This is a genomic window from Kitasatospora sp. Xyl93 (genome assembly GCF_055383135.1).
The window spans coordinates 7,117,157-7,141,247 of record NZ_AP029185.1; the positions used below are offsets into that span (position 1 = coordinate 7,117,157).

The 24,091-nt window shown below is 73.9% G+C and carries 20 protein-coding genes, 1 pseudogene and 1 riboswitch; of the genes and pseudogenes, 9 read left to right on the forward strand and 12 right to left on the reverse strand.

Annotated elements, in window-relative coordinates; all coding sequences use genetic code 11:
- Positions 1-7: 7 nt before the first annotated feature.
- Positions 8-1,549: an MFS transporter gene (locus ACZ5GH_RS30880; RefSeq protein ID WP_387760099.1), complete on the reverse strand. Its 1,542-nt coding sequence runs from the start codon at positions 1,547-1,549 to the stop codon at positions 8-10.
- A gap of 354 nt (positions 1,550-1,903) precedes the next feature.
- Positions 1,904-2,041: riboswitch (cyclic di-AMP (ydaO/yuaA leader) on the forward strand.
- Positions 2,042-2,043: 2 nt separating this feature from the next.
- On the opposite strand from ACZ5GH_RS30880, the gene ACZ5GH_RS30885 reads away from it, so the two are divergent.
- Together ACZ5GH_RS30885 and ACZ5GH_RS30890 are read left to right on the forward strand one after the other, a co-directional pair.
- Complete coding sequence (locus tag ACZ5GH_RS30885; RefSeq protein WP_387760098.1) at positions 2,044-3,030, forward strand: M23 family metallopeptidase; 987 nt, start codon at positions 2,044-2,046, stop codon at positions 3,028-3,030.
- Positions 3,031-3,505: 475 nt separating this feature from the next.
- Positions 3,506-5,056 (forward strand): APC family permease, encoded by a 1,551-nt coding sequence (locus tag ACZ5GH_RS30890; protein WP_464335912.1) that lies wholly within the window; start codon positions 3,506-3,508, stop codon positions 5,054-5,056.
- 18 nt (positions 5,057-5,074) lie between these two features.
- On the opposite strand, the gene ACZ5GH_RS30895 is transcribed toward ACZ5GH_RS30890, so the two are convergent.
- The 4 genes from ACZ5GH_RS30895 to ACZ5GH_RS30910 all read right to left on the reverse strand — a co-directional run bounded on the left by ACZ5GH_RS30895 (position 5,075) and on the right by ACZ5GH_RS30910 (position 8,323).
- Positions 5,075-5,794: a DUF2470 domain-containing protein gene (locus tag ACZ5GH_RS30895; protein WP_387760095.1), complete on the reverse strand. Its 720-nt coding sequence runs from the start codon at positions 5,792-5,794 to the stop codon at positions 5,075-5,077.
- A gap of 149 nt (positions 5,795-5,943) precedes the next feature.
- Positions 5,944-6,372 (reverse strand): RidA family protein, encoded by a 429-nt coding sequence (locus tag ACZ5GH_RS30900; protein WP_464335913.1) that lies wholly within the window; start codon positions 6,370-6,372, stop codon positions 5,944-5,946.
- A 24-nt stretch (positions 6,373-6,396) separates the two neighbouring features.
- A complete protein-coding gene (locus tag ACZ5GH_RS30905; RefSeq protein ID WP_387760092.1) occupies positions 6,397-7,146 on the reverse strand; it encodes an IclR family transcriptional regulator in 750 nt (249 codons plus the stop codon).
- Between the two features lie 31 nt (positions 7,147-7,177).
- A complete protein-coding gene (locus tag ACZ5GH_RS30910; protein ID WP_464335914.1) occupies positions 7,178-8,323 on the reverse strand; it encodes a sugar kinase in 1,146 nt (381 codons plus the stop codon).
- A 222-nt stretch (positions 8,324-8,545) separates the two neighbouring features.
- On the opposite strand from ACZ5GH_RS30910, the gene ACZ5GH_RS30915 reads away from it, so the two are divergent.
- The 5 genes from ACZ5GH_RS30915 (at position 8,546) to ACZ5GH_RS30935 (ending at position 15,216) form a co-directional block, all read left to right on the forward strand.
- Positions 8,546-9,847, forward strand: coding sequence for an alanine racemase (locus tag ACZ5GH_RS30915; protein ID WP_464335915.1), 1,302 nt, complete (start codon positions 8,546-8,548; stop codon positions 9,845-9,847).
- Entirely contained in the window at positions 9,847-11,484 is a 1,638-nt protein-coding gene (locus ACZ5GH_RS30920) for an N-acyl-D-amino-acid deacylase family protein (RefSeq protein WP_464335916.1), read from the forward strand. Before ACZ5GH_RS30915 ends, ACZ5GH_RS30920 begins: the two co-directional genes overlap by 1 nt.
- Positions 11,481-12,179 (forward strand): bifunctional 4-hydroxy-2-oxoglutarate aldolase/2-dehydro-3-deoxy-phosphogluconate aldolase, encoded by a 699-nt coding sequence (locus ACZ5GH_RS30925; protein ID WP_464335917.1) that lies wholly within the window; start codon positions 11,481-11,483, stop codon positions 12,177-12,179. The genes ACZ5GH_RS30920 and ACZ5GH_RS30925 overlap by 4 nt, the downstream gene beginning before the upstream one ends.
- Before the next feature lie 167 nt (positions 12,180-12,346).
- Complete coding sequence (locus ACZ5GH_RS30930; protein ID WP_464335918.1) at positions 12,347-13,996, forward strand: alpha-amylase family glycosyl hydrolase; 1,650 nt, start codon at positions 12,347-12,349, stop codon at positions 13,994-13,996.
- A gap of 167 nt (positions 13,997-14,163) precedes the next feature.
- The gene (locus ACZ5GH_RS30935; RefSeq protein WP_464335919.1) at positions 14,164-15,216 is read left to right on the forward strand and encodes an ABC transporter permease; all 1,053 of its coding nucleotides are present in this window, start codon (positions 14,164-14,166) and stop codon (positions 15,214-15,216) included.
- Between the two features lie 129 nt (positions 15,217-15,345).
- Here ACZ5GH_RS30935 and ACZ5GH_RS30940 read toward each other — a convergent pair whose 3' ends face one another.
- On the reverse strand, positions 15,346-16,581 hold the full coding sequence (locus tag ACZ5GH_RS30940) for a CaiB/BaiF CoA transferase family protein (protein WP_464335920.1): 1,236 nt from the start codon (positions 16,579-16,581) through the stop codon (positions 15,346-15,348).
- Between the two features lie 13 nt (positions 16,582-16,594).
- A complete protein-coding gene (locus ACZ5GH_RS30945; protein WP_464335921.1) occupies positions 16,595-18,142 on the reverse strand; it encodes an APC family permease in 1,548 nt (515 codons plus the stop codon).
- A gap of 276 nt (positions 18,143-18,418) precedes the next feature.
- On the opposite strand from ACZ5GH_RS30945, the gene ACZ5GH_RS30950 reads away from it, so the two are divergent.
- A complete protein-coding gene (locus ACZ5GH_RS30950) occupies positions 18,419-19,171 on the forward strand; it encodes a FadR/GntR family transcriptional regulator (RefSeq protein ID WP_464335922.1) in 753 nt (250 codons plus the stop codon).
- A gap of 655 nt (positions 19,172-19,826) precedes the next feature.
- On the forward strand, positions 19,827-20,189 hold the full coding sequence (locus ACZ5GH_RS30955; RefSeq protein WP_464335923.1) for a DUF1304 domain-containing protein: 363 nt from the start codon (positions 19,827-19,829) through the stop codon (positions 20,187-20,189).
- A 192-nt stretch (positions 20,190-20,381) separates the two neighbouring features.
- On the opposite strand, the pseudogene ACZ5GH_RS30960 reads toward ACZ5GH_RS30955, so the two are convergent.
- From ACZ5GH_RS30960 to ACZ5GH_RS30980, 5 genes and pseudogenes are all read right to left on the reverse strand, one after another.
- Positions 20,382-20,567, reverse strand: a pseudogene (locus ACZ5GH_RS30960) (transposase); the annotation flags it as partial.
- Positions 20,568-20,654: 87 nt separating this feature from the next.
- Positions 20,655-21,541 (reverse strand): IS5 family transposase gene (locus ACZ5GH_RS30965; RefSeq protein WP_464336903.1). Its coding sequence is split into 2 segments (ribosomal slippage): positions 20,655-21,187 and positions 21,187-21,541, totalling 888 coding nucleotides; the frame shifts between segments, so codons are not numbered across the junction.
- 49 nt (positions 21,542-21,590) lie between these two features.
- The gene (locus ACZ5GH_RS30970; RefSeq protein ID WP_464333288.1) at positions 21,591-22,487 is read right to left on the reverse strand and encodes an IS982 family transposase; all 897 of its coding nucleotides are present in this window, start codon (positions 22,485-22,487) and stop codon (positions 21,591-21,593) included.
- Between the two features lie 74 nt (positions 22,488-22,561).
- Positions 22,562-23,296, reverse strand: a complete 735-nt coding sequence (locus ACZ5GH_RS30975) for a (2Fe-2S)-binding protein (RefSeq protein WP_464335924.1) — start codon at positions 23,294-23,296, stop codon at positions 22,562-22,564.
- 171 nt (positions 23,297-23,467) lie between these two features.
- The gene (locus ACZ5GH_RS30980; RefSeq protein WP_387760074.1) at positions 23,468-24,049 is read right to left on the reverse strand and encodes a hypothetical protein; all 582 of its coding nucleotides are present in this window, start codon (positions 24,047-24,049) and stop codon (positions 23,468-23,470) included.
- Positions 24,050-24,091 lie beyond the last annotated feature (42 nt).

Consider the following 24,091-nt stretch of genomic DNA (forward strand, 5'->3'; position numbering starts at 1 on the left):
CGTAGCGTCAGCTCTCCCGCGAGGGCCCCGCCGCCGGACCGGTGGCGGGGCTCTCGCGCGCCGTGGGGACGTGGCCCGGGTCGAACGGCGGAGTGGTGGTCCCGCACGGCCAGTCGCAGTTCGGCTCGGCCACCGGCTGCTCCTCGGGGGCCAGCACGTTGCCCCGTACGGTCGCGAAGGCGATCAGCCCGCCGGCGGCCAGCAGGCCCGCGCAGATCAGCATCGCGGTGTGGAAGGCGGAGTCGACCGAGGCGGGCACCCGGTAGGCGTCGCCGCTCAGCCCGGCCAGCGCCGGCAGGGCGGCCACCGCGAGCAGGCCGGCCGCGCGGGCGGCGGCGTTGTTGACCCCGCTGGCGATGCCCGCGTGCCGGACCTCGACCGCCGCCAGCACGGTCGCCGTGAGCGGCGCGACCAGGAGCGTCATCCCGCAGCCCATCACCGTGACGGCGGGCAGCACGTCCACCCAGTACGAGGAGTCCGGCCCGGTGCGCAGCATCAGCAGCACCCCGGCGGCGCACAGCATCGGGCCGACGGTCAGCGGGACGCGCGGGCCGATCCGCTTGCCGAGGCGGCCGGCCCGGGCGGACAGCGCCAGCATCAGGACGGTGATCGGCACCAGGGCGAAGCCCGAGACCAGGGGCGAGAACCCGGACACGATCTGGAGCTGCACCACCAGCAGGAAGAAGACGCCGCTGAACGCCGCGTACACGCACAGGGTGACCAGGTTCACCGCGGTGAACAGCCGGGAGGAGAACAACCCGAGCGGCAGCATCGGGTCGGGCGCGCGGCGCTCGACGGCCACGAAGACGACGCCGAGCACCAGCCCGATCGCCCCGCTGGTCCAGACCGTGGGGGACAGGCCCTCGCCGGCCGCGGTCAGCGCGTAGGTGATCGCGCCGAGGGCGAGTGCGGCGAGCACGGCGCCGAGCACGTCGAAGCGCCCGGCGGCGCCCTCGTCCCGGCTCTCCGGCACCGAGCGGGTGGTGACCGCGATCACGGCGGCGGCGAGCGGCAGGTTCAGCAGGAAGATCCAGCGCCAGCCGGGGCCGTCCACCAGCCAGCCGCCGAGGAAGGGGCCGACCGCGGCCGACACCCCGCCGAGGCCTGACCAGAGGCCGACCGCCGCCGAGCGGTCGTCAGGGTGGAAGACCGCCTGGAGCATGGCGAGCGAGCCGGGGGTGAGCAGCGCGCCGCCGATGCCCTGGACGGCGCGGGCGGCGATCAGCACGTGGATGTTCGGCGCGGCGGCGCAGGCCGCGGAGGCGATGGCGAACCAGACCACGCCGATCAGGAAGACCTTGCGCCGCCCGTACCGGTCGCCGAGCGCGCCGCCGAGCAGGATCAGGCCCGCCAGGGTGAGCAGATAGGCGTTCAGCGTCCACTGCAGGGACGCCAGGGAGGCGCCGAGGTCGGCGCCGATGCGGGGCAGGGCGACGTTCACCACGGTGCCGTCGAGCATCGCCATGCTGGAGCCGAGCACCGTCGCCAGTAGTACCCAGCGTCCCTGCGCGGTGCCCAGGCGCAGGGTGCCGGCCTCGGAGGTGGCCACGGGCGAATCCTGCGCTGCTGAGGCGCACGTGACAAGGGTCACCGGTGGGTGTGTTGGGTTTGGGCGGTGGGTGAGCGGGCGGGTGCGCAGTGTCGCCGATCTCGGCGCAGGGTCGTGGATCAGTGGCAGGGGGTGAATGGATTGTGTACGCACCGTGTGGCCGGGCCTGCGGAGGGTCACCGGGACGAGGGGGATCGTTGCGGTTTCAAGAGATCGACATTGCTTCACCCGAACGGATGGGTTTTAGTTCAGCGACCGCCCGGCCAGTCCGGACGGATCCACCGGGTGGAACGCCGAGTCCTGCCGCCGCCCGGTGGTTCGAAACGAACTCTGTACGGCAGGAGCGGGGGACCCACAGGTAAGTCGCCGGACCGGAGTTCGCGCCTCAGGGCGCGGGCGTCCAGGACCGGCTAGGGGTGAAGCCGCGCATGCGGCCGGGCAACTCCAGCCCGAACCCGACAGCTCACCTCGCAGGCGTCGGAGAGGAAAATTCCATGCCTGCTCAGGCTCGTCGTATCGCCCTGCCCCGCGCCGCCCGCATCGGCATCGCCACCGCCGTCACCGGCGTGTCGTTCGTCCTCCCGCTCGTCACCGCGGTGAGCGCCCAGGCGCACACCGCTCCGGCCGCCCCGGCCGCCGCCTCCACCGAGGCCAAGCCGGCCGCGCAGGCCGCCGCCCCCGCCGCCCGGGCCGCTGCCCCGGCCGCACAGGAGAGCTACCGCGTCGTCAGCGGCGACACCCTGTCCAAGATCGCCGACGCCAAGAACGTCGACGGCGGCTGGCACGCCCTGTACGAGCAGAACCGCTCGGTCGTCGGCGCCAACCCGAACCTGATCTTCCCGGGCCAGCAGCTCGCGCTGCCGGGTCACGCCGCCGCGCCGTCCGCCGACGCCGCTCCGGCGAAGCCCGCCGCCCCGGCCAAGCCGGCCGCTCCGGCGACCCAGGCCGCCAAGCCGCAGGCCCAGGTCCAGGTGAAGACCGAGGCGGCCAAGCCGTCCGCGCAGCTCCAGACCCAGGTGCAGGTCGCCGCTCCGGCCGCGACCGTGACCGCCACTCCGGTCGCCGCCGCCACCTCCGGCTACGTCGCCCCGCTGGCCAACCCGAAGCTGGGCACCGCCTACGGCGTGGCCGGCTCGATGTGGGCCTCCGGGCACCACACCGGCCAGGACTTCGTCGCCGCCACCGGCACCCCGCTGCGCGCCGTCGCCAACGGTGTCGTGGTCAAGGCCGGCAACGGCGGTGCCTACGGCAACGAGGTCGAGATCAAGCTCGCCGACGGCCACTACGCCGAGTACGCGCACCTCTCCTCGATCGGTGTGAAGATCGGTCAGACCGTCACCGTCGGCCAGCAGATCGGCCTCTCCGGCGCCACCGGCAACGTGACCGGCCCGCACCTGCACTTCGAGATCCGCAACGGCTCGGAGTACGGCTCGGACATCAACCCGGTCACCTACCTGCGCGCGCACGGCGTCGCGCTCTGACCAGGGGCCGCTGAGCCTCCAGGGTTTCAGGAACCACCGCTGCTGCGGGGCGAATCGATCCTCCGGGATGGTCATGTCGGGTGACCGCTCGACCGGGTGATCGCCGCACAGTGGACATGGGCGCGGGACACGCCCAGGCCGGCCCGGCCGCACGAGGGGACCTCCTCGTGCGGCCGGGCCGGCCGCTGTCGTTTCCGGGGCCGGGCCTGTCTTCCGGGGGTGGGCCCGCTTTCCGCGGCCGGGTCCGCTTCCGGGCCGGGCCCGCCTCCGAGGCCGGGTCCGCCTCCGGGCTCGGGGCCGTTTTCCGGGCCATCCGGCTCCGCCGTGCCGTTCGAGCGGTCGAACGCGGCGTCAACTCCGCTGTGCCGCCCGCTGGTCGTCGTCACCGCGGGCGCCCTCCGCGCGCCATGCTGGCGGACGGTCAGCGCCCGGCCGGTCCGGTCGGTCGGGCGGGTCCGGGAGGCGAGGAGGCCGGATGGCTGTCCGGAGCGGGGACGTGGCGGGGGAGGCGGTCGGGCGGGAGCGGCCCGGGGCGGGCCGGGTCGACCGGCTGAAGGCGGACTCGGTCGGCCTGGTCGGCGTGGTGTTCATGGCACTCGCGACCGCCGCCCCGATCACCGCGATGACCGGCAACCTGCCGATCATCGTCGGACAGGGCAACGGAGTCGGCGCGCCCGCCGCGTACGTCGTGGCGACCGTGGTGCTGACGGTGTTCTCGGTCGGGTACGTGGCGATGGCCCGGCACATCACCGCGGCCGGCGCGTTCTACGGCTACGTCTCGCACGGGCTGGGCCGGGCGGTCGGGATGGCCTCGGGGCTGCTCGCGGTGCTCGCGTACGTCGTCACCGAGGCCTCGGCGCTCGGCTTCTTCGCGTACTCGCTGCGCGGGCTGGTCCGTTCGCAGCTGGGGGTGGAGCTGGGCTGGGGCTGGTACGCGCTGTTCGGGGCGGCGGCGATCGGGGTGACGGCCTGGTTCGACCTCCATCTGACGGCCAGGGTGCTCGGGGTCGCGCTGGTGCTGGAGATCGGGGTGCTGGGGGCGGTCTCGTTCGCGGTGCTGTTCTCCGGCGGTGGCCCGGACGGGATCGTGCTCGGGGCCGTGAACCCGCTGAACGCGCTGAAGGGAGTGGGGAGTTCGGGCGCGGCGGCGGCCGGGCTCGGCCTGTTCTTCGCGTTCTGGTCCTGGGTGGGGTTCGAGTCCACCGCGATGTACGGCGAGGAGTCCCGCGATCCGAAGCGGGTGGTGCCGCGGGCGACGCTGGTGTCGGTGATCGGGGTCGGACTGCTCTACGTCTTCGTGTCCTGGATGATCGTGTCCGGCAACGGGGTCGAGCAGGCGATCGCGGTGGCGAGCGGCGGGGTGCCGGGCAAGGACGGCAACAGCCTGTTCTTCGACCCGCTCGGCGTGCACCTGGGGGCCTGGGCGGTGAAGGTGTTCCAATGGCTGGTCGTCACCGGCTCGTTCGCCTGCGCGATGGCCTTCCACCAGTGCGCGGCCCGGTACCTGTACGCGATCGGGCGGGAGGGCCTGCTGCACCCGGCGCTCGGCCGCACCCATCCGCGGCACGGCTCTCCGCACGTCGCCTCGGTGGTGCAGTCGGTGATCGCGGTGGGGCTGGTGGCGGGGTTCCTGGCGGCCGGGATGGACCCGTACGCGCACCTGTACACCCTGCTGGCGCTGCTCGGGACGATGGCGATCCTGGTCGTGCAGACGCTCTGCTCCTTCGCCGTGGTCGGGTACTTCCACGTGCGGGGGCGGCACCCGGAGACCGCGCACTGGTTCCGGACGCTGGTCGCGCCGCTGGTGGGCGGGGTGGCGATGGCCGGGGTGGTGGTGCTGCTGGTGCTCAACAAGGACACCGCGGCCGGGTCGGCGGCGCACACGCTGGTGTTCCGGCTGATCCCGTACCTGGTGATCGGGGTGTTCGCGGGCGGGGTGGGGTTGGCGCTCGCGGTGCGCCGGTGGCGGCCGCGGCTGTACGCGCGGATCGGACGGGTGGTGCTGGAGGACGCGGTCGAGCGGTGACGGCCCGTCGACGGGCGCTCAGCCGCGGTGCACCGGCAGGCCGTACTGGGCGGCGGCCAGCAGCTCGTGCATCCGGTGGCCGAAGTCCTCGGCGTCACGGGCGGGTTCGGGAAAGACCAGCCGGACGTCGCGGTGGCCGTGCGGGTGGTCCAGGCGCAGCACCAGGCCGTAGCGGTCCAGGGCGAGCGGGCGGACCTCCGGGTGCCGGGCGAGCACGGCCGGGTCGAGCAGCCGGGTGAGGACGTCGAGCGCCTCGGCGTGGTCGTCGGCGAAGTGGGTGAGCAGCGCGGCCTCGTGGCGGGCCAGCGGGTCCGGGGCGGCGAGGGCGAGGTCGGCGGCGGTGATCGCGCCGGTGCCGTACGGGGTGGCGAGGACGGCGTGGGCGACGTCCACCCGCAGGTGCACGCTGAGGCCGTCGTCGGCGAGGTGGGCCAGGTGCAGCCGGCCGGCCAGGGTGAGGCGGGCGCGGACCCGGTCGCGGACGGCGACGGGGGCGACGTCGGTGACGTCGAGGACGACGGCGAGGCCGTCGGTGGCGCCGGCGGCGGCCGCGGTGAGCGGGTCGTCCAGGGCGGTGCGCAGCCGCAGCCGGGAGCCGTGCACGGAGACCGGGGTGTCCAGGTGGTGGTGCTCGCCCAGGGCGCGGACGGTGAGCGAGGAGGTCGTGCCGAGCAGGCTGTGGATCCGTTCGGCGGTGGTGGGCTCGGGGACCTCGGGGTCGCCGGTGGGCAGGCTCATGGACGGACCTCCAGGTAGTTAGGTGAGCCTAACCTAATATTCGAATGGGGGTGTGGCAAGCAGGCGTCCGGGGCGCCGGGAGGGGTCCCGGAGGCGCCGAAGGGCCCGGACGCCGCCCGCGCGTCCGGGCCCTTCGGCGCAGTGGCGGGTCAGCCGATGACGGCCTGGGCGTCGATCTCGACCAGCATCGGCTCCTGCGGCAGCTCGGCGAAGACGGTGGTGCGGCACGGCTTCACGCCGCCGGGCCTGACGTTCTCGTCGATGAACTCGGCGTAGACCTCGTTCATCAGCGGGAAGTCCGCGCGCTTGGTGAGGTAGACGCGGAACATCACCACGTCCTCGATGGTGGCGCCGCCGGCCTCGACGATGGCCTTGACGTTCTCCAGGGTCCGGCGGGTCTGCGCCTTCACGTCGCCGTGGTGCAGGTACTCGCCGGTGGCCGGGTCCTGCGGGCCCTGGCCGGAGACCTGGAGGATCGGGCCCTTGCGGACGCCCTGGGAGAACATCCAGGCGGGGGCGGGGGCGCCGTCGGTGCGGATCTCGGTCTTCTCGCCGGTCCGGGAGTGCTCGGAGGTCATGGGCTTCCTTAGATTGACGGAGTGTCAGTTGTGGTCGGGGCGGCCGCAGTCGGCCGAGATCGCGCGCGTGGCGGCGAGCAGTTGGGGGAGCAGCTCCAGCACCTGCTCGTACGGCAGGACCACGTCCGGGACGGAGATCGAGGCGGCGGCGACCACCCGGCCGCTGGCGTCCCGGACGGGCGCGGCCACGCAGTTGATGAAGGCCTCGTGCTCGGCGTGGTCCTGCGCCCAGCCCTGGGCGGCGACCCTCTCCAGCTCGGCGAGCAGGGCCTCGGGGGTGGTCAGGGTGCGCCCGGTGTGGGGGGTGAAGTCGATCCCGGCCACCACCCGGCGCCGCTCGGGCAGCGGCAGGTCGGCCAGCAGCACCTTGGAGACGGCGGCGCTGTGCAGGGCGGCGCGCAGGCCGATCCGGGAGTACATCCGCACCGGGTGGCGGGAGTCGAACTTGTCGATGTAGACCACCTCGCCGCCCTCGTACGCGGCCAGGTGCACGGTCTGGCCGGTGGCGGCGTTCAGTTCGGCCAGGTGCGGGGCGGCGATCCGGCGTACGCCGCGCTGCTCCAGGGCCAGGCCGGAGAGTGCGAAGAGGCCGGCGCCCAGGTGGTAGCGGTAGCTCGCGTCGCGATAGACGAATCGTTCCTCTTCGAGGCTCTGGAGCAGTCGGAGCACGGTCGTCTTGTGGACACCGAGCACCTCGGCGAGCTGGTCGAGGGAGCGCTCGCCCTCACCGAGCTCGGCGAGGATGCGCAGGGCGCGGGTGACGGTCTGGCTCATCGTGCTCCGCTTCGAGGGCTGGGGTTACCGCTCATTGTGCCCGGGCCCGGTCGGCGGCCGTTGCGCGGTCGGTGGGCCGGGGCCGGGGCGGGTCGGCCGGGCGTCCGCGGCCGGTGGGCAGGGCCGGGCCGGTGATGCCCGCCGCGGTGACCCGGGTGGCGGCCCAGGCGGCGGGGGAGGCGTCGAGCAGCGCGGCGACCACGGCGGCGTCCGGCAGCTCGGCCTGGTCGCCGTGGGCGGTCAGCGCGCAGGCGGCGCTCAGGTGGCCGAGCCGCAGCCGACGGCGCTGGTCCAGGCCCCGGACGGTGCCGGCCAGGTAGCCGGCCGCGAAGGCGTCGCCCGCGCCGGTGGCCTCGACCACCTCGACCGCGAGGGCCGGCTCGGTGGCCGCCGTCCCGTCCCGCTCCAGGGCGGTCGCCTGCCGCGCGGCGTCCTTGACCACGACGGTGGCCGGGGCGGGGAAGCGGCGGCGCAGGGCGGCCGGATCGCCGGTTCCGAAGGCGGCCTCGGCCTCGTCGGCGCCGAGCAGCAGCAGGTCGGCGGCGTCCAGCAGGGGCGGCAGCACGGCCGGGTCGCGGTCGCGCCAGAGCGAGGGGCGCCAGTTGAGGTCGAAGCTGACCAGGCGGCCCGGGCGGCGGTCGGCCAGCAGGGCGCGGAGCAGGGCCAGGCAACCGTCGGAGAGCGCGGCGGTGATGCCGGACAGGTGCAGCAGCCGGGCACCGGCCAGCAGCGCGGCGGCGGCCGGCTCGGCGAGCAGCTCGGGGGAGAGCGCGGCGGCCGCGGAGCCGCGCCGGTGGTAGTGCAGCCGGCTGCGGCCCGGTCCGAGGTCGTGGCGGTGGCCGGTGGTGCCGCCGACCTCCTTCAGGTAGACGCCGGTCGGGCGGTGCGGGTCGACCGCGACCGCCGAGACGTCCACGCCGCGGGCGGCGACCTCGGTGAGCAGCCTCCGGCCGAAGCCGTCGTCGCCGACCCGGCTGATCCAGGCCGTCGGCACGCCGTGTGCGGCCAGTGCGCCCGCCACGTTGGACTCGGCGCCGCCGACCGAGAGCCGGAAGTTCTCCACCGACTCCAGCGGGCCCGGGCGGTCCGGCAGCAGGACGGCCATCGACTCGCCCACGCACACGGCCGTCGGGGGAGGACCGGGGCGGGTCGGGCCCTGGGTGTCCTGTCGCGGCATGTGCGGGGCTCCTCGTCTGCGGCCGTTCCGTCGAGAGCGGGCCCACCGGGTCGGCTCCGTGGTGCGGAGCGCCGCGTTGTCCGTGGGCGCCGCACGCGAGCCGACCCCGTTGACCGGGAGTCAGGTCCGTTGACCGTGATCCGGCGCCGATGCTAGAACCGTGCTGCCAGCATGTGCAACCCTCGTTGCGCATGTTGCAACCTGTGCGGATGGAGGAAGACGGTGCAGCAGACCTTCGCAAGCAGTGCCACCGGGCCGGGCATCGCCCGTGACGCGGTGGCCGCCCTGGGCGACGAGCCGCTCGACTGGCGGTTCAAGGCCGCCCCGCCGCAGTCGTGGGGCCGCACCACCCCGGAGTGGCTCGCCACCGGCCCCACCCTCTCCTCGCTCGGCACCCCGCTGCTCACCCTCGACGCCGCCGCCCTCGACCACAACGTCCGCACCATGGCCGACTGGTGCGCCAAGGCGGGCGTCGCGCTCGCCCCGCACGGCAAGACCACCATGGCGCCCGCCCTCTGGCAGGCGCAGCTCGACGCCGGCAGCCACGGCATCACCCTCGCCAACCTGCCCCAGGTGCGGATCGCCCGGGCCTTCGGAGTCCAGCGCGTCCTGCTCGCCAACACCCTGCTCGAACCGGCCGGACTGGCCTGGCTCGCCGACGAACTCGCCACCGACCCGGACTTCGCGTTCGTCTCCTGGGTCGACGACGTCGAGAGCGTGCGGCTGATGGACGAGGCGCTGCGCGCCGCCGGGGCCGAGCGGCCGGTCGAGGTGCTGGTCGAACTCGGCGGCCCCGGCGGGCGGACCGGCACCCGCGGGGTGGACGCGGCCGTCGAGGTCGCCGCCGCCGTGCTGCGCGCACCCACCCTGCGCCTGGCGGGCGTCGGCGGGTACGAGGGCGCGCTCGCCCACGACGCCTCGGCCGAGGCGCTAGCGGCCGTCCGCGGCTACCTGCGGGAGCTCGGCGACCTGCACGGCCGGCTGGCGAGGGCCTACCCGGACGGCGCCCCGCCGGTGGTCTCGGCCGGCGGCAGCGCCTACTTCGACCTGGTGGTCGAGGAGTTGGCGAACCTGCCGGAGGCGTTCGTGGTGCTGCGCTCGGGCGCGTACATCGCCCACGACGACGGCTTCTACCGGGGCATCTCGCCGCTCGCCCGGGACGGCGGGCAGGCGCCGTTCCGCAGCGCGCTGCACGGCTGGGCCCGGGTGGTCTCCCGGCCCGAGCCGCAGCTCGCGCTGCTGGACGCCGGCAAGCGCGACCTGCCCTTCGACGAGGGCCTGCCCGAGCCGCAACGGGTTCGGGGCGGCGCCGAGCTGACGGGTACGGCGGCCCGGATCACCGCGCTCAACGACCAGCACGCCTTCCTGCGCGACGCGGGCGACCTCGCGCCGATCGGCGCGGTGCTGCGGCTGGGCGTCTCGCACCCGTGCACGGCCTTCGACAAGTGGACGGCGATCCCGGTGCTGGACTCCGCGGACGCGGCCGAGCCGAAGGTCACCGGCCTGGTCAGGACGTTCTTCTGATGCCCGGGGAGAGAGCGGCAGCCGGGCGCGGCGGGGACGCGACGGTCTTCCGGGGCGCCACCGTCGTGGACGGCACCGGCGCGGAGCGCTACCGGGCGGACGTCCGGATCGCCGACGGCCGGATCGCCGAGATCGGCGAGGGCCTCGACGCGCCCGCGACGGTGGACGCCGACGGGCTGGTCCTGGCCCCCGGCTTCATCGACATGCACGCCCACTCCGACCTGGCCCTGCTGATCGAACCCGAGCACCCGGCCAAGGTCACCCAGGGCGTCACCTGCGAGGTCCTCGGCCAGGACGGCCTCTCCTACGCCCCCGTGGACGACGCCACGCTGCCCGCGCTGCGCCGCCAACTCGCGGGCTGGAACGGCGATCCGGACGGCTTCGACTGGGACTGGCGGGACGTCGCCGGCTACCTGGACCGGATCGACCGCACCGGTGTCGCCGTCAACGCCTGCTACCTCGTCCCGCACGGCACGCTGCGGATGCTCGCCATGGGCTGGGCCAACCGTCCGCCCACCCCCGGCGAACTGGACCGGATGCGGCAGACGCTGGCGAAGAGCCTGCTGGACGGTGCGGTCGGCATGTCCAGCGGCCTCAGCTACACCCCCGGGACGTACGCGGACACCGCCGAGCTGGTCGAGCTGTGCACCATCGTCGCGGCCTACGGCGGCTTCCACGCCCCACACCAACGCTCCTACGGACAAGGGGCGTTGGAGGGCTACGCGGAGATGGTGGAGATCGCCCGGCGGAGCGGCTGCGCGCTGCACCTGACCCACGCCACGATGAACTTCGGGGTCAACCGGGGCCGGGCCGGCGAGCTGCTGGACCTCCTCGACCGGGCGCTCGCCGACGGCGTCGACCTCACCCTGGACAGCTACCCCTACCTGCCCGGCTCCACCACCCTGGCCGCCCTGCTGCCGAGTTGGGCCACCGAGGGCGGCCCCGCCGCGACGCTGGCGCGGCTCGTCGACCCCGCGCAGTGCGCGAGGATCCGGTACGAGGTGGAGGAGAAGGGCAGCGACGGCTGCCACGGCGTGGTCACCGACTGGGCGACGATCCAGATCTCCGGAGTCCGCTCGGCCTCGCTCGCCGGCACCGTCGGCCGTACCGTCGCCGAACTGGCCGCCGAGGAGCGACGGACCGGCACCGAGGTGTTCCTGGACCTGCTGCGCCGGGACGAGCTGGGCACCACGATCCTCCAGCACGTCGGGCACGAGGAGAACGTCCGGGCGATCATGCGCCACCGGGCGCACACCGTCGGCAGCGACGGACTGCTGGTCGGCGCCCGGCCGCACCCGCGCGCCTGGGGCACCTTTCCGCGCTACCTCGGCCACTACAGCCGGGAGTTGGGCGTGCTGACGCTGGAGGAGACGATCGCCCGGATGACCGGCCGCCCCGCCGCCCGGCTGGGACTGGACCGGCGCGGCCTGATCGCCCCCGGCCACCACGCCGACCTGGTGCTCCTCGACCCCGGGAGGGTCCGGGACGCCGCCACCTTCGAGCACCCCCGGCTGCCCGCCGAGGGCATCGAGTACGTGTACGTCAACGGCACCGCCGTCGTCCGGCAGGGTCGCACCACCGGCGCCCGGCCCGGGCGCGCCCTGCGTCGCACCGACCGAGGAACCCTGGCCATATGACCGAGCTCTCCGCCCCGAACGACCTGCCCGCCCCCGCCGATCTCCCCGCCCCTGCCGCCCGTCCCGCGCCGGCGGATCTCGCCGTCCTGCGTGACGAACAGGTGATCGCGGTGGTCCGCGCACCCCGGATCCCGGACGCCGCCGCGCTCTGCGCGGCCCTCGCCGAGGGCGGCATCAACCTGACCGAATTCACGTACACCACACCGGATGTGACGACACACCTGCTGAGGGCCTCGAAGTCGGGCTGGCAGGTCGGGGTGGGGACGGTGCTGACCGCCGAGCAGGCCCGGCGGGGCGTCGCGGCGGGGGCGTCCTTCCTGGTCACCCCCGGCTGCCGGGCCGAGGTCGCCGAGGCGGCGGCCGTCGCCGGGGTGCCGGTGGTGCTCGGGGCGCTCACCCCGACCGAGGTGGCGCACGCGGTGGACCTCGGCGCCGCCGCCGTCAAGATCTTCCCGGCCCGGGCGTTCGGCCCCGGCTACTTCAAGGACCTGCGGGGCCCGTACCCCGGTGTGCCACTGGTGGCCTCCGGCGGGGTGAACGCGGGCAACGCCGCCGAATTCCTGGCGCACGGCGCGCTCGCGGTCTGCGCGGGGACGGACGTGGTGCCGCCGGACGTGGTCGCGGCGGGGGACTGGGCGGAGATCACCCGGCGGGCCCGGGCGTTCACGGCGGCCTGCGCGGGGGCGGGCGCGTAGGCGGTGGCCCACCGGCGGGTGCGTTGCGGCGCGGTGGCCTCGTAGGGGGTGCGTCGCGGCGGCGCGGGCCGCGTGAAGGAGGCGTCGGCGGGGCGAGGCGGGCTGTCGGGACGGCCGGGATTGGACGAGAATCGGGGGCACCCGGACCCCGGCAGGAGGAACCGCCCATGACCTCGACCCGCCCCGGCCCCGAGTGGCTCGCCGACGCCGTGCTGTACCAGATCTACCCGCAGAGCTTCGCCGACTCCAACGGCGACGGCATCGGCGACTTCGCCGGCATCACCGAACACCTGGACCACCTCGCCTGGCTCGGCATCGACACCGTCTGGCTCAACCCCTGCTTCGCCTCCCCGTTCCGCGACGCCGGGTACGACGTCTCCGACTACCTCACGCCCGCCCCGCGCTACGGCAGCACCGAGGACCTGGTGGCCCTGGTCGAGGCCGCCCGCCGCAGGGGCGTCCGGGTCCTGCTGGACCTGGTGGCCGGGCACACCTCCGACCGCCACCCCTGGTTCCTGGCCTCCGCCGAGGACCCGTCCGACCACCGGTACATCTGGGCCGACCGCCCGGTGGACGGCTTCGTCGCCTCGCCCGGAAGCCGCCCCGGCTGGTACCGGCCGAACTTCTTCGACTGTCAGCCGGCGCTCAACTTCGGCTACGCCCGGACCAGTTCGGAGGAGCCCTGGCGGCAGGCGGTGGACGCGGACGGCCCCCGAGCCAACCGGGCGGAGCTGCGCGCGATCATGGCCTACTGGCTCGGCCTCGGGGTGTCCGGCTTCCGGGTGGACATGGCGTACTCGCTGGTCAAGGACGACCCGGGCAAGGTGGAGACCGCCAAGCTCTGGACCGAGGTGCGCGACTGGCTGGACCGCGACCACCCCGACGCCGCCCTGCTCGCCGAGTGGGGCGACCCGGCCGCCGCCGTCGCGGCCGGCTTCCACGCCGACTTCTTCCTGCACTTCGGCGGCGAGGACCACGGCCTGCCGCTGCGCTCCCTCTGGAACAACAACGGCGGGACGGTCGAGGAGTTCTGGTGCCAGGACTCCTGCTACTTCGACGCCGACGGCCGGGGCACCGCGCAGCCCTTCCTGGACGCCTGGCGCTCCGCCGCCGAACTCGCCGAGGGCAGCGGGCACATCGTGCTGCCCACCTCCAACCACGACTTCTCCCGCCTGGCCGCCGGCCCGCGCACCGCCGAGCAACTCGCCCCCGCCTTCGCCCTCCTGCTCACCTGGCCCACCCTCCCGGCGGTCTACTACGGCGACGAGATCGGCATGCGCTACCTGCCCGGCCTGCCCGACACCGAGGGCAGCGTGCTCGGCCCGCGCTTCAACCGGGCCGGCTCTCGCACCCCGATGCAGTGGACGCCGGGGCCCACCGCCGGCTTCTCCAGCGCGCCGCCCGAGCGGCTGTACCTGCCGGTCGACCCGGACCCGCACCGCCCGGACGTGCTCTCCCAGCGGGCCGACCCGACCTCACTGCTGCACACCGTCCGGCGGCTGATCGCGCTGCGCCGGGCGCACCCGGGACTGGGCGCGGGCGGCGGGGTGGAGGTCCGGCACGCCGGATACCCGCTGGTGTACACCCGGGCCGGGCGGTACCTGGTGGCGGTCAACCCGCGCCGTGAGCCGGCGTCCGTACCGCTGGCGTCCGAATCGCTGGCGTCCGTACCGCTCGCGTCCGTGCCGTCGGCGGGCCTGCCGGAGGGCGCCCGGCGGGTGCCGGGCGTGCGGCCGCTGCAGGTGCAGGGCGTCCGGGTGGTGGACGGGGAGCTGCGGGCGGACGGGTTCTCGTACGGGGTGTTCGAGCTGGACTGACGGGCGATCCGGTGGAAGCCGGGCCCCGGTCGGTGGGGCCCGGCTTCCGCTCGATGTCGGATGGTTGTAAGCTACATCGAGTTGGTTGCATTTACCATCCTGATTGGTTGTATTTGCCACCTTCATCACCAGACTGAGAGACACCACCGGAGGACGGTACGAACCCCATGAGCACACCCCGGAACCCCGCCGCAGCGCCCACCCTGGGGCACTCGCTCAAACACCTCGCCGTCCACCTGATCACCCCGCTGCTGATGTGCCTCGGCATGGCGCTCGCCTACCAGGGCGCCTTCCACCAGCCCGAGCCGCACCACCTCAAGGTGGCCGTGGTCGGCACCACGCCGCAGGCGCAGGGCCTGGCCCAGGCGATCCAGGGCAAGGCCGGGGACGCGCTCGACGTCCGCACGGTGGACGAACGGGCGGCCGCCGAGCAGCAGCTGCGCGACCGGGACCTGGTGGGCGCCTTCGTCCCGGACGCCAGGAGCCCCGAGCTGATCGTCGCCAAGGGGAACTCGGACACCTCGGTGGTGGCCGCCACGGCCGTGTTCACCAACGTCACCGACAAGCAGGGCGTGCCGCTGCACGTCACCGACCTGACCACCCCGGCGAAGGGCGACCCGACCGGACAGGGCCTGTTCTTCCTGCTGGTCGCGCTGAGCATCGGCTCCTACGCCAGCGTCGCGGTGATCGGCGCGGCCGGCGCGGGGCTGGCCATGAGGGTCCGGGCGCTGGTCGGAGTGGCGGTCTCGCTGGTGGTCAGCGTGATCGGGATCGTCACCGCCGGGCCGGTCTTCCACGTCGTCGACCACGACTACGCCGCGATCTGGGCGCTCGGCTGGCTCTACTCGGCGGGCATCGTGCTGATCGGCATCGGCCTGCACAGCTTCCTGAAGAAGTGGACCACGCTGGCCCTGATGGTGCTGTTCGTGATGCTGAACTTCACCTCCTCCGGCGGCATCTACCGGCCCGAGCTGCAGAACGGGTTCTTCGGCGGCCTGCACGGCTTCTGGACGGGCGCCGGGTTCATGGAGGGCGCGCGCAGCGTCATGTACTTCGACGGTGGTGCGGGCCTCGGCGGGCACGTCGTGACCCTGCTGGTCTGGCTGCTGCTCGGCGGGGCCGCCCTGGTGGCCGCCGCGGTGTACGAGGGCCGCGGGCGCCGTCCGGTGGAGACGCCGGAGGAGGCCGAGGAGGAGATGGAGGAGGCGGTCGCGGTCTGACCGCGTCCCTCGGAAGGGCTCCACCCGGCGCCACGGGCATCGGCACCGGGTGTGGAACGGCGGCCCGCGGCCGGCTCTGGACAAGCCGGACGCGTGCCGCGGCGCGTGCCGGGGCGGACCCGGCGGCGCTCAGGGTTCTTGTCGCGGCCCCTTGTCGTGCAGGTTCTGGTCGGGCGCGGTCCTGTCGCACGTGGGTTGGTCGCACGTGGGCCGGTCGGTCGGGGTGTCCAGCCAGGCGGTCAGTTCGGCGGTGTGCTCGCCGAGCCGGGGCGGCGGCAGCTGGTAGCGGGGCGGGGTGCGGGAGAGGCCGATCGGGTTGGCGACCAGGTCCAGTGGGCGGCCCTTGGGGCCCGGCAGCGGCGCCCGGGGGTGCAGGCCGAGCGAGTCGGCGAGGCTGAAGGCCTCCGCCAGGTCGTTGACCGGGCCACAGGGCACCCCGAGCGGCGTGAGCACCGCGAACCACTCGGCGGCGGTGCGGAGTTCGAGCCGGGCGGTGAGCTCGCGGGCCAGTACGGCCACGTGGGCGACCCGGTCGGAGTTGGTGGCGAAGCGCGGGTCGGTGGCCAGTTCGGGAGCGCCGACGCCCCGGCAGAGCGCCCCGAACTGCCGGTCGTTGCCGACCGCGACGACCAGCGGACGGTCGGCGGCGGTGAACACCTCGTACGGGGCGACGGACGGGTGGCGGTTGCCGAGGATGCCCGGCACGGCGCCGGCCAGGGTGTAGCCGGCGGACTGGTTGACCAGGCCGGAGAGCAGGGTGGAGAGCAGGTTCAGCTCCACCAGCTGGCCCCGGCCGGTGCTCTCGCGCTCGCGCAGTGCGGCCAGTACGCCGACCGCCGCGTGCAGCCCGGTCAGCACGTCCACCAGCGCGACGCCGGTCTTCACCGGCTCGCCCGGGCTCGGGCCGGTCACCGACATCAGTCCGCCGACGGCCTGCACCAGCAGGTCGTAGCCGGGCAGTCCGGCCCCCTCGCCGGAGCCGAAGCCGGTGATCGAGCAGTAGACCAGCCTCGGGTTGAGGGCCTGGGCGCGGTCCGGGCCGAGGCCGTGGCGGGCCATCGTGCCGGGTCGGAAGTTCTCCACCAGCACGTCGGCGCGGCGGACGAGTTCGACGGCGCGGGCGTGGTCGGCGGGGTCGCGCAGGTCGAGGGTGAGGGAGCGCTTGTTGCGGTTGACGGAGAGGAAGTAGGTGGCCTCGCCCTGGGCGTGCGGCGGGCCCCAGGCGCGGGTGTCGTCGCCGGTGCCGGGCTGCTCGACCTTGATGACGTCGGCGCCGAGGTCGGCGAGCAGCATGGTGAGGTAGGGCGCGGCCAGGACCCGGCCGAAGTCGGCGACCAGGACGCCGTCCAGCGGGAGGCCGGTCATGCCCGCTCCCCGGTCATGCCCGATCCCTGGTCGGGCCGGTCGGGCCGGCTGGGGCCGTCAGGGCCGCCGTCGTTCCGGCCGCGGCCGTGGCGTCGCCCGAGGGGGCGTCGCCGCGCAGGTGCGGGCGGGCCAGCAGGAGGTAGAGGCCGCCGGCCGCGAGCACCACCACCGCCGAGAGCAGCACCAGGTAGTTGTCGTACCAGACGGCGTCCGGGGTCCGGCCCCAGCAGATGTTGACGATCGCGGCGACGCCGTAGACCAGCGCGCCGGTGTTCACCGCCAGGCCCCAGCGGCCGAGCCGGAAGTCCCCGCTCGGGCGCCAGCCGCGCAGCCGGGCCCGCAGGGCGGCCAGCACCACCATCTGGAAGGCCAGGTAGATACCGATGCTGGAGAAGGAGATGATCTTCGTGAGGGCGCCCTCGGAGAGCGCCGAGGCGCCGACGATGATCACACCGGGCAGTGCCGCGGCGAGCAGCAGCGCGTACGGCGGCACCCGCAGCCGGTCCGAGACGGTGGCCAGCAGACGGCTGCCCGCGATCATCCGGTCCCGGGCGAAGGAGTACGTGAGCCGACTGGCCGCCGCCTGGAGGCTCAGCACGCAGGAGAGGAACGAGATCAGCACCACGGCGATCACCACCCGGGCGCCGGTCGCGCCGAAGGCGTCGTGCAGCACCTTGGCCACCGGGTCCGTGTCGTCGCCGGAGACCACCGCGCCGATGTCCCGGATCGACATCACCAGGGCCAGGCTGACGCCGATCGCCGCCGCGCCGCCGACGTAGATGGTGCGCCGCATCGACTTGGGGATCTGTCGACCCGGGTCGGGCACCTCCTCGGCGACGTCGCCGCAGGCCTCGAAGCCGAAGAACAGGAAGACCGCGATCAGCCCGGCGGCCAGGAAGGCGTCGGTGTAGTCGCCGTCGCCGCCCGCGCCGAAGCGGTCGAGGACCACGCCGAGCCCGTGGTAGCGGTGCGTCAGCAGCAGCCAGGCGCCGACCGCCAAGGCGCCGACCAACTCGGCGGCGAAGCCGAACACGGCCGCCGCCGACAGCACCCGGGTGCCGCCGAGGTTGATCACGGTGGCGAGGGCCAGCAGGCCGAGCGCGCACCAGACGGTCGTCGCGGTGCTCGGCTCGACGCCCAGCAGGGCGGCCACGTACGGGCCGGCGCCGTAGGAGACCGCCGCGATGGTGGACATCAGCGCCAGCAGGTAGACCCAGCCGGTCAGCCAGCCCCAGGTGCGGCCCCAGAGCCGGCGCGCCCAGGGGTACACCCCGCCGGCCACCGGGAACTGGGCGACCACCTCGCTGAACACCAGGGCCACCAGCAGCTGGCCGAGGCCCGCGATCACGAAGCTCCAGAGCATCGGCGGCCCGGCGGTCCGGAGCGAGGAAGCGAAGAGTGTGTACACGCCGACGACGGGGGACAGATAGGTGAAGCCGAGCGAGAAGTTCGCCCAGAGGCTCATGTCGCGTTTGAACTCGGAGGTGTAGCCGAGGGCGGCGAGCCGTTCGGCGTCCGGGTCGGGGGAGTGGACGGTGGCACGTGCACGGGCATCGGTCATGACCAGCTCCTGGGAACGTGTCGTGATGCGTGGGAGCGCTACGGGTGGTGCTCGGGCGAAGGCTGCGGGAAAACATAGGAGATCGAGTTTCTAGCGGCAAGAGCGCGTACTCGATCGGGGTACCCTGCGGGAAACATCCGGGCGGCCGGCGATCCGGCGACGGTGACGGCGATCCGGTGATCCGGTGTTCCGGCGCGCCGGAGACGGCGAACTGGCTTGCCGGCGCAGGCGATTCGGCGAGTTCGATCCGGCGACGGCGATCGAGGAGAGGTGCGCGTGACGACCATCGGCAGTGCGACACCACTGCTCAGCGCCGTCCTCGCGCCGCTCGCCGACCTCGGGCGCGCCGACGCGGTGGCCCGCCGGATCACCCAGGCGATCGCCCTCGGGCTGGTCGCCGACGGGGACCAACTGCCCAGCGAGAACGACCTGGCCGACCAGCTCGGCGTCGCCAACGGCACCGTCCGCGAGGCCCTCGCGCTGCTCCGCGAGGCCGGTCTGATCGAGACCCGGCGCGGCCGCAACGGCGGCAGCTTCGTCCGCACCCCCGCCGGGGGCTCCGAAGACCTCCAGCTCGCCCGGCTGCGCGACCTCGCCACCGCGGACCTGCGCGACCTCGGCGACGAGGAGCTGGCCGTCTTCGGCACCGCCGCCCGGCTCGCCGCCGAACGCGCCCCGGCCGACCTCGGCCCCAGGCTCACCCGGCTGGTACACGACCTGCGCGACGCCGCCGGCCCCGCCGAGCAGCGCCGCGCCGACGCGCGCTTCCACATCGAACTCGCCGCCGCCGCCCAGTCGGTGCGGCTCACCCAGCTCGCCGTCCGGCTCCAGGCCGAACTCGGCCCGCTGCTCTGGCTGCCCGCCCCGTACGGGCCGGACCAGTCGGGCCTCGCCGAGCAGCACCGGGAGATCCTGGTCGCGGTGCTGGCCGGAGACGCGGCCGGCGCCCGGACCGCCGCCGAGGCGCACACGGTGGCCTGCGTGCACCATCTCGTCCGGCGGCACCTGGAGTTGGCGGACGGCGGCTGATCCGGGGCCGTACCGCCGCCCCGTCCCGCCCCGTCCCGCTCTGCCCCGTCCCGTCCCGTCCCTGGAACACTCCCGCGCCGCCGGAGCCGTCGGTGCGCCCGCTGCGGTCCGGTGCTGCGCCCGGCCGGTGGGCGTACCGGGCGCGGGCTTCGCCGGGGTGGCGGCCCGGCGGCCGGACGGGTCGCGGTGCCGTCGGCGGCGGTGGACTGGACCGGGGTGCGCGGCCGAGAAGGCGACGGCGTACCGACATGACCTTTGATTGTGAAGGTATTAGTTCTTCCGCTCCCCCGTGACGGTGGATTGGCATGATCTGCGTGCCCTGATCGGTGGAGTTGCCCGTGACGTCCAGGACCTGACCGCTCTTGCGGGAGGTGAAGGTGACGGCGTCGGACCCGCTCACGTCGCCGATCCGCCGCTGCTGGACCGGTCCGTCTGCTGCTCGGTGACGGCGCCCTGGTGGGATCGGGCGGCCCGTGGGCGCGTCCGCCCTCGGGGTCACCCGTCAGGTGCCGACGCGGAGGAGGCTGCCGCCCGTTCGAAAGAGTTTTCGGCCGGTCCGTGCGAGGCGTCCGAGCGAGCCACAGGGCCCGACGGGATCGGCAAGGGCCTGAACAAAATGCCGGTCGGACGCCGGTCGCGGCGTAGTATGCCCGGCATGTCCACAGCTGCCGTGATCGCCGTCGTCGCGCTCGCCCTCCTGCACGTCTACATCCTGGTCCTGGAGATGTTCCTGTGGACGACCCCCCGGGCCCGGGCCGCCTTCGGCACGTCCCCGGAGTTCGCGGTCTCGACCAAGTCGATGGCCGCCAACCAGGGCCTGTACAACGGCTTCCTGGCGGCCGGTCTGCTGTGGGGCGCCTTCGCCGCCGACCCGGTCGGGTTCCAGGTGCGGGTCTTCTTCACCACCTGCGTCGCCGTCGCCGGCGTGTACGGCGCCGCGACGTCCTCCCGCAAGATCCTCTTCGTGCAGACCCTGCCGGCCCTGGTCGTGCTCGCCCTGGTGCTGCTGGCCCACTGAGTCCGAACGGCGAAGGGGTGCCTCTCCGCCGAGAGGTACCCCTTCCGCATGTCCCAGGGCGGGCGTGCCGCCCACCCTCCTGGAAGAGGACGGGCGCGGTGCGGGGGCACCGCGCCCGTCCCCGTCGAGCAGCCGGTCGGGAACTGGCCCGGCGCCTGTTGTAGACGTCGAAGCCGACGGCCGCCAGCAGCACCAGGCCGTCTTCCACGGTCCGAACCGCTCGGGCAGGTCGCGCCGGTGCACGCCGGTCCGCACCCGGTGCAGGATCCCGTCGATCACCTGTCGGTGGTCCCGCCACCGGCCACAACGCCTGTTGCCGACCGGCAGGAACGGCGGCAGCCGTTCCCACTCGGCATCCGTGAGATCTCCCCGCCCCATGCCCGGAACAACGAGCCGGGCGAGTGGTAGTCACATGATCGACCGGCCGGACCCTAGGGCGTGTCTCGTAATTGATCTTGGCGGGGGTCATTGCTCCTCGGCTCGCAGCCACAGGATCAGCGAGGCGAGGACGACGCCGGCCCGGTAGCGGTTCGCCAGCTTGTCGAACCTGGTTGCCACTGCCCGGAATTGCTTCAGCTTGGCGAAGCACCGCTCGACGACGTTCCGCCCCTTGTAGGCGGCCTTGTCAAAGGCCGGCGGTCGCCCGCCGCGGCTTGCGCGGCGGGCGCGGCCGGCGATCTGGTCCCGGCGTTCGGGGATGGCCGCCTTGATCCGTCGGCGCCGCAGCAGGTGGCGGATCTTCCGGGAGGAGTAGGCCTTGTCGGCCACGACCCGGTCGGGTCTGGTCCTTGGCCGCCCGCTCCCGAGACGTGGGACGCGGATGGCGTCGAGGATGGCGGGCAGCATCGTGCAGTCGGCCGTGTTGCCCGTGCTCAGGACGATCGACAGCGGCAGGCCCCGGCCGTCGACCGCCAGGTGGATCTTGGTCGTCAGTCCGCCCCGGGACCGGCCGAGCGCCTCGCGGTGCGCAACTGTTGCCGGATCATCCGATTCGTCCTCGGACTGGCCCCCTTTTTGCGGGCGCCGGCCGCGTGCTGGTGGGCTCTGGCGACCGTGGAGTCGATCGAGACCGTCCACTCCACGGTGCCCACCGCGTCGTTGCGGACCTGGATCTCACGCAGGAGTGTGGCCCAGGTTCCGTCCTTCTCCCACTGGGCGAAGCGCCGGTAGACGGTCTGCCACGGACCGTACCGCTCGGGCAGATCGCGCCACGGGGCACCTGTGCGCAGCCGCCACAGCACCCCGTTGACCACCTGCCGGTGATCCCGCCAAGGACGCCCGGCACCATCCCGCTGCGGCAGCAACGGCTCAATCCGAGCCCACGCAGCATCCGTTATCTCTCCTCGACCCACCACAAGATCAATTATGAGACACGGCCTAGACGAGTAGTTCCGAAGTCGGTCAGTGGTCGTAGGCGATCAGTGAGCGGGTGACGGGTTGGCCGGTGGTCCGGTTGTGCCAGATCGCGCAGGTCATCGCCAGCAGCCGCTGGCCGACCCGGGCGCCGACGCCTTCGATGGTGCGGCCGCCGTGTTGTTCGAGTCCGAGTTGGCCTTTGAGCGTGTCGTTGACGGACTCGATGAGCTGGCGGACCGACTTCAGCAGTCCCTCGCCCGGGCGAGGGGCGAGGTTGCGGTACGACGGTCGCAGCAGCTGGATGCCGTACTGGTCGAGGAAGCGGTCGAGTTCGGCGGAGACGTAGCCCTTGTCGGCGAGGATCAGCAGGCCGGGCCGCTCGCGCACGAGACCGGGCTCGGTCTCGACGAGCGCGGCCAGGACCTCGCGCTCGTCGACCTTGGGGTTGGCGAGGGCCCAGGTGACGGGCAGGCCGGCCGGGGTGCACACCAGGTGCAGCTTCAGGCCCCAGAACCAGCGCGAGTGGGAGCGGCTGTAGCCGTAGCCGGCCCAGCCGGCCAGCGCCGAGCGGCGGACGGTGTCGCGGGAGCGGCCGCACTCCACGGGCGTCGAGTCGGTGATCCACACCGGGTCGCCCCACAGGTCGGTCGCCCGGGCCAGGTCGCGCACGGCCTGCTGGAGCAGCGGCCGTGCCGCGCGCAGGCGCTTGTTGTAGCCGGGCCTGCCGGGCAGGTTCGGGAACATGCCGCGCAGATGGGCCTGGGCGAAGCGGATCCAGCGGGCCTCTGAGTGGAAGCCGAGCAGCACCTGGGCCACGGCCAGGCAGACCAGTTCGGAGTCCGTCAGCAACGGCGGGCGGCCCAACCACCGCGTTCGGGGCAGGTGATCATCGATCTGCACGTAGAGTGCCGTCAGGAGGGTGTCCAGCTCTTCGGTCGTCACAACCCGATGCTGGACACCCTTCCTGCATGCCCGGAGCAGAACCGGCAAACCCAGCCCACTTCGGAACTACTCGTCTAGTCCCTCCGCTTCCCGCGGCCGGGCGGCGTGCTGAAGCAGCAGTCCCCGCAGAGCCCGGCCCCCGGGCCCACCCGGTAGTAGAGGCAGCAGCTGGTCCGCCGGAACGCCGTGCCGCGCGCCCCGGTGCGCAGGGTGCCCGATCCGGCCAGCGGCGGACGGGCCAGCAGCTCCGCGACCAAGGTCCGGGCGGCACCCGGCGCATGGGCGTCCAGTACCCGCAGCGTTCCGGCCAGTGCGGAGGCGGCGTTGCCGAGCAGCAGGCGCGGCGAGAGCGGGGCGGCGGCCCGGACGGCAGCCGCCAGCGGCTCCAACTGGCCCGTCAGGACGAACTGGTGGAGCTGGTCGGCGAGCGTCCCGGCGGCCGGGTGGGCGGGTTCGGCCGGGGTCCACAGGTCGAGCGGGCCCTGGTCCGGGATCCGGACCCAGGCGTGCTCCAGGGTCGGGACCGTACCCAGCAGGACGGCCGAGCCCAGCCCCACCGACCAGAAGCGGGCCGCCAGCCCCAGATGCAGGATCGAGGCGGCGACCCGGAGTTCGGCGGTGCCGAGCCGCTGCGCCACCACCCGCAGCCGCGCCGCCAGCGGCGCGTCCGGCCCGGTGCCGTACAACTCGGTCAGCGGTCGGAAGCCCTCGGGCGGCCCTCCGGCCGGGGAGGTGTCCAGCGCGAAGTACGGTCCGACGGCGGCGAGTCGGGAGAAGTCGGGCGGTCGCCGGTTCGGTGCGGGGTTCAACGGCCGTCCCCTGTTCGGTCGTTGAACCCCGCTGCCGGTGGTGGGGCGGTCTGGCGGTCGAGGGACAACGGGGCCTCCGGATCTGCGGGCACTCGGGCGGTGGTGAGCGGCTCCCGCTCGTCGCCTCGCCCGCTGCCGGAGAGGAGCCGGGCAGGCCCGGTCGGCCGGGTGTCAGCCGCGCACGGAGAAGTCACCACTGGTCGTGCGGATGAACGGTACCGTGCCCTGGCAGTCCGACACCGGCTGGCCGAACGCGCCCCAGACCCAGCCCATCCGGTCCCCGTGCCGCCCGTTGTCCTCGATCGAGAGCGCGACCTTCTGGCCGACCAGCTCCAGGCCCGGGAACCAGGGCGCCTCGCCCTTGGTGATCACCCCGGTGGCGATCGCCTCCCGGCCGCCGACGGCCAGGCAGCTGATGTCGCCCTCGAAGTCGGCGACCAGCCGGCCGTCGGTGTGCACGTGGCGGACGTGGAAGTGGCCCGCCGTGCTGGCCGGATCGGTGTTGGTGGTGGCGCGGGCGTCCACCGAGATCCTCACCGGGTCGCCGTCGAAGCCCTGGAAGGCCGCGGTGAGGACGGTGTTGCCGGTGCCGCGCACGCTCACCGGTCCGAAGTCGCCGGCCGTGGACGCCTGTTCGGCGGCAGACGTCGGTGCGGTGCCCGCCGGTTCGGCGACGGCGGCCGGTGCGGTGGTGGCGGCCGTCGCGGCCAGCAGGAGGAGCGAGACTGCGGCGGTGGCAAGGCGGCGGTTCATGGTGGTTCGTGTCTCCTTCGGCGCGGTTGTTCCGACGTCACC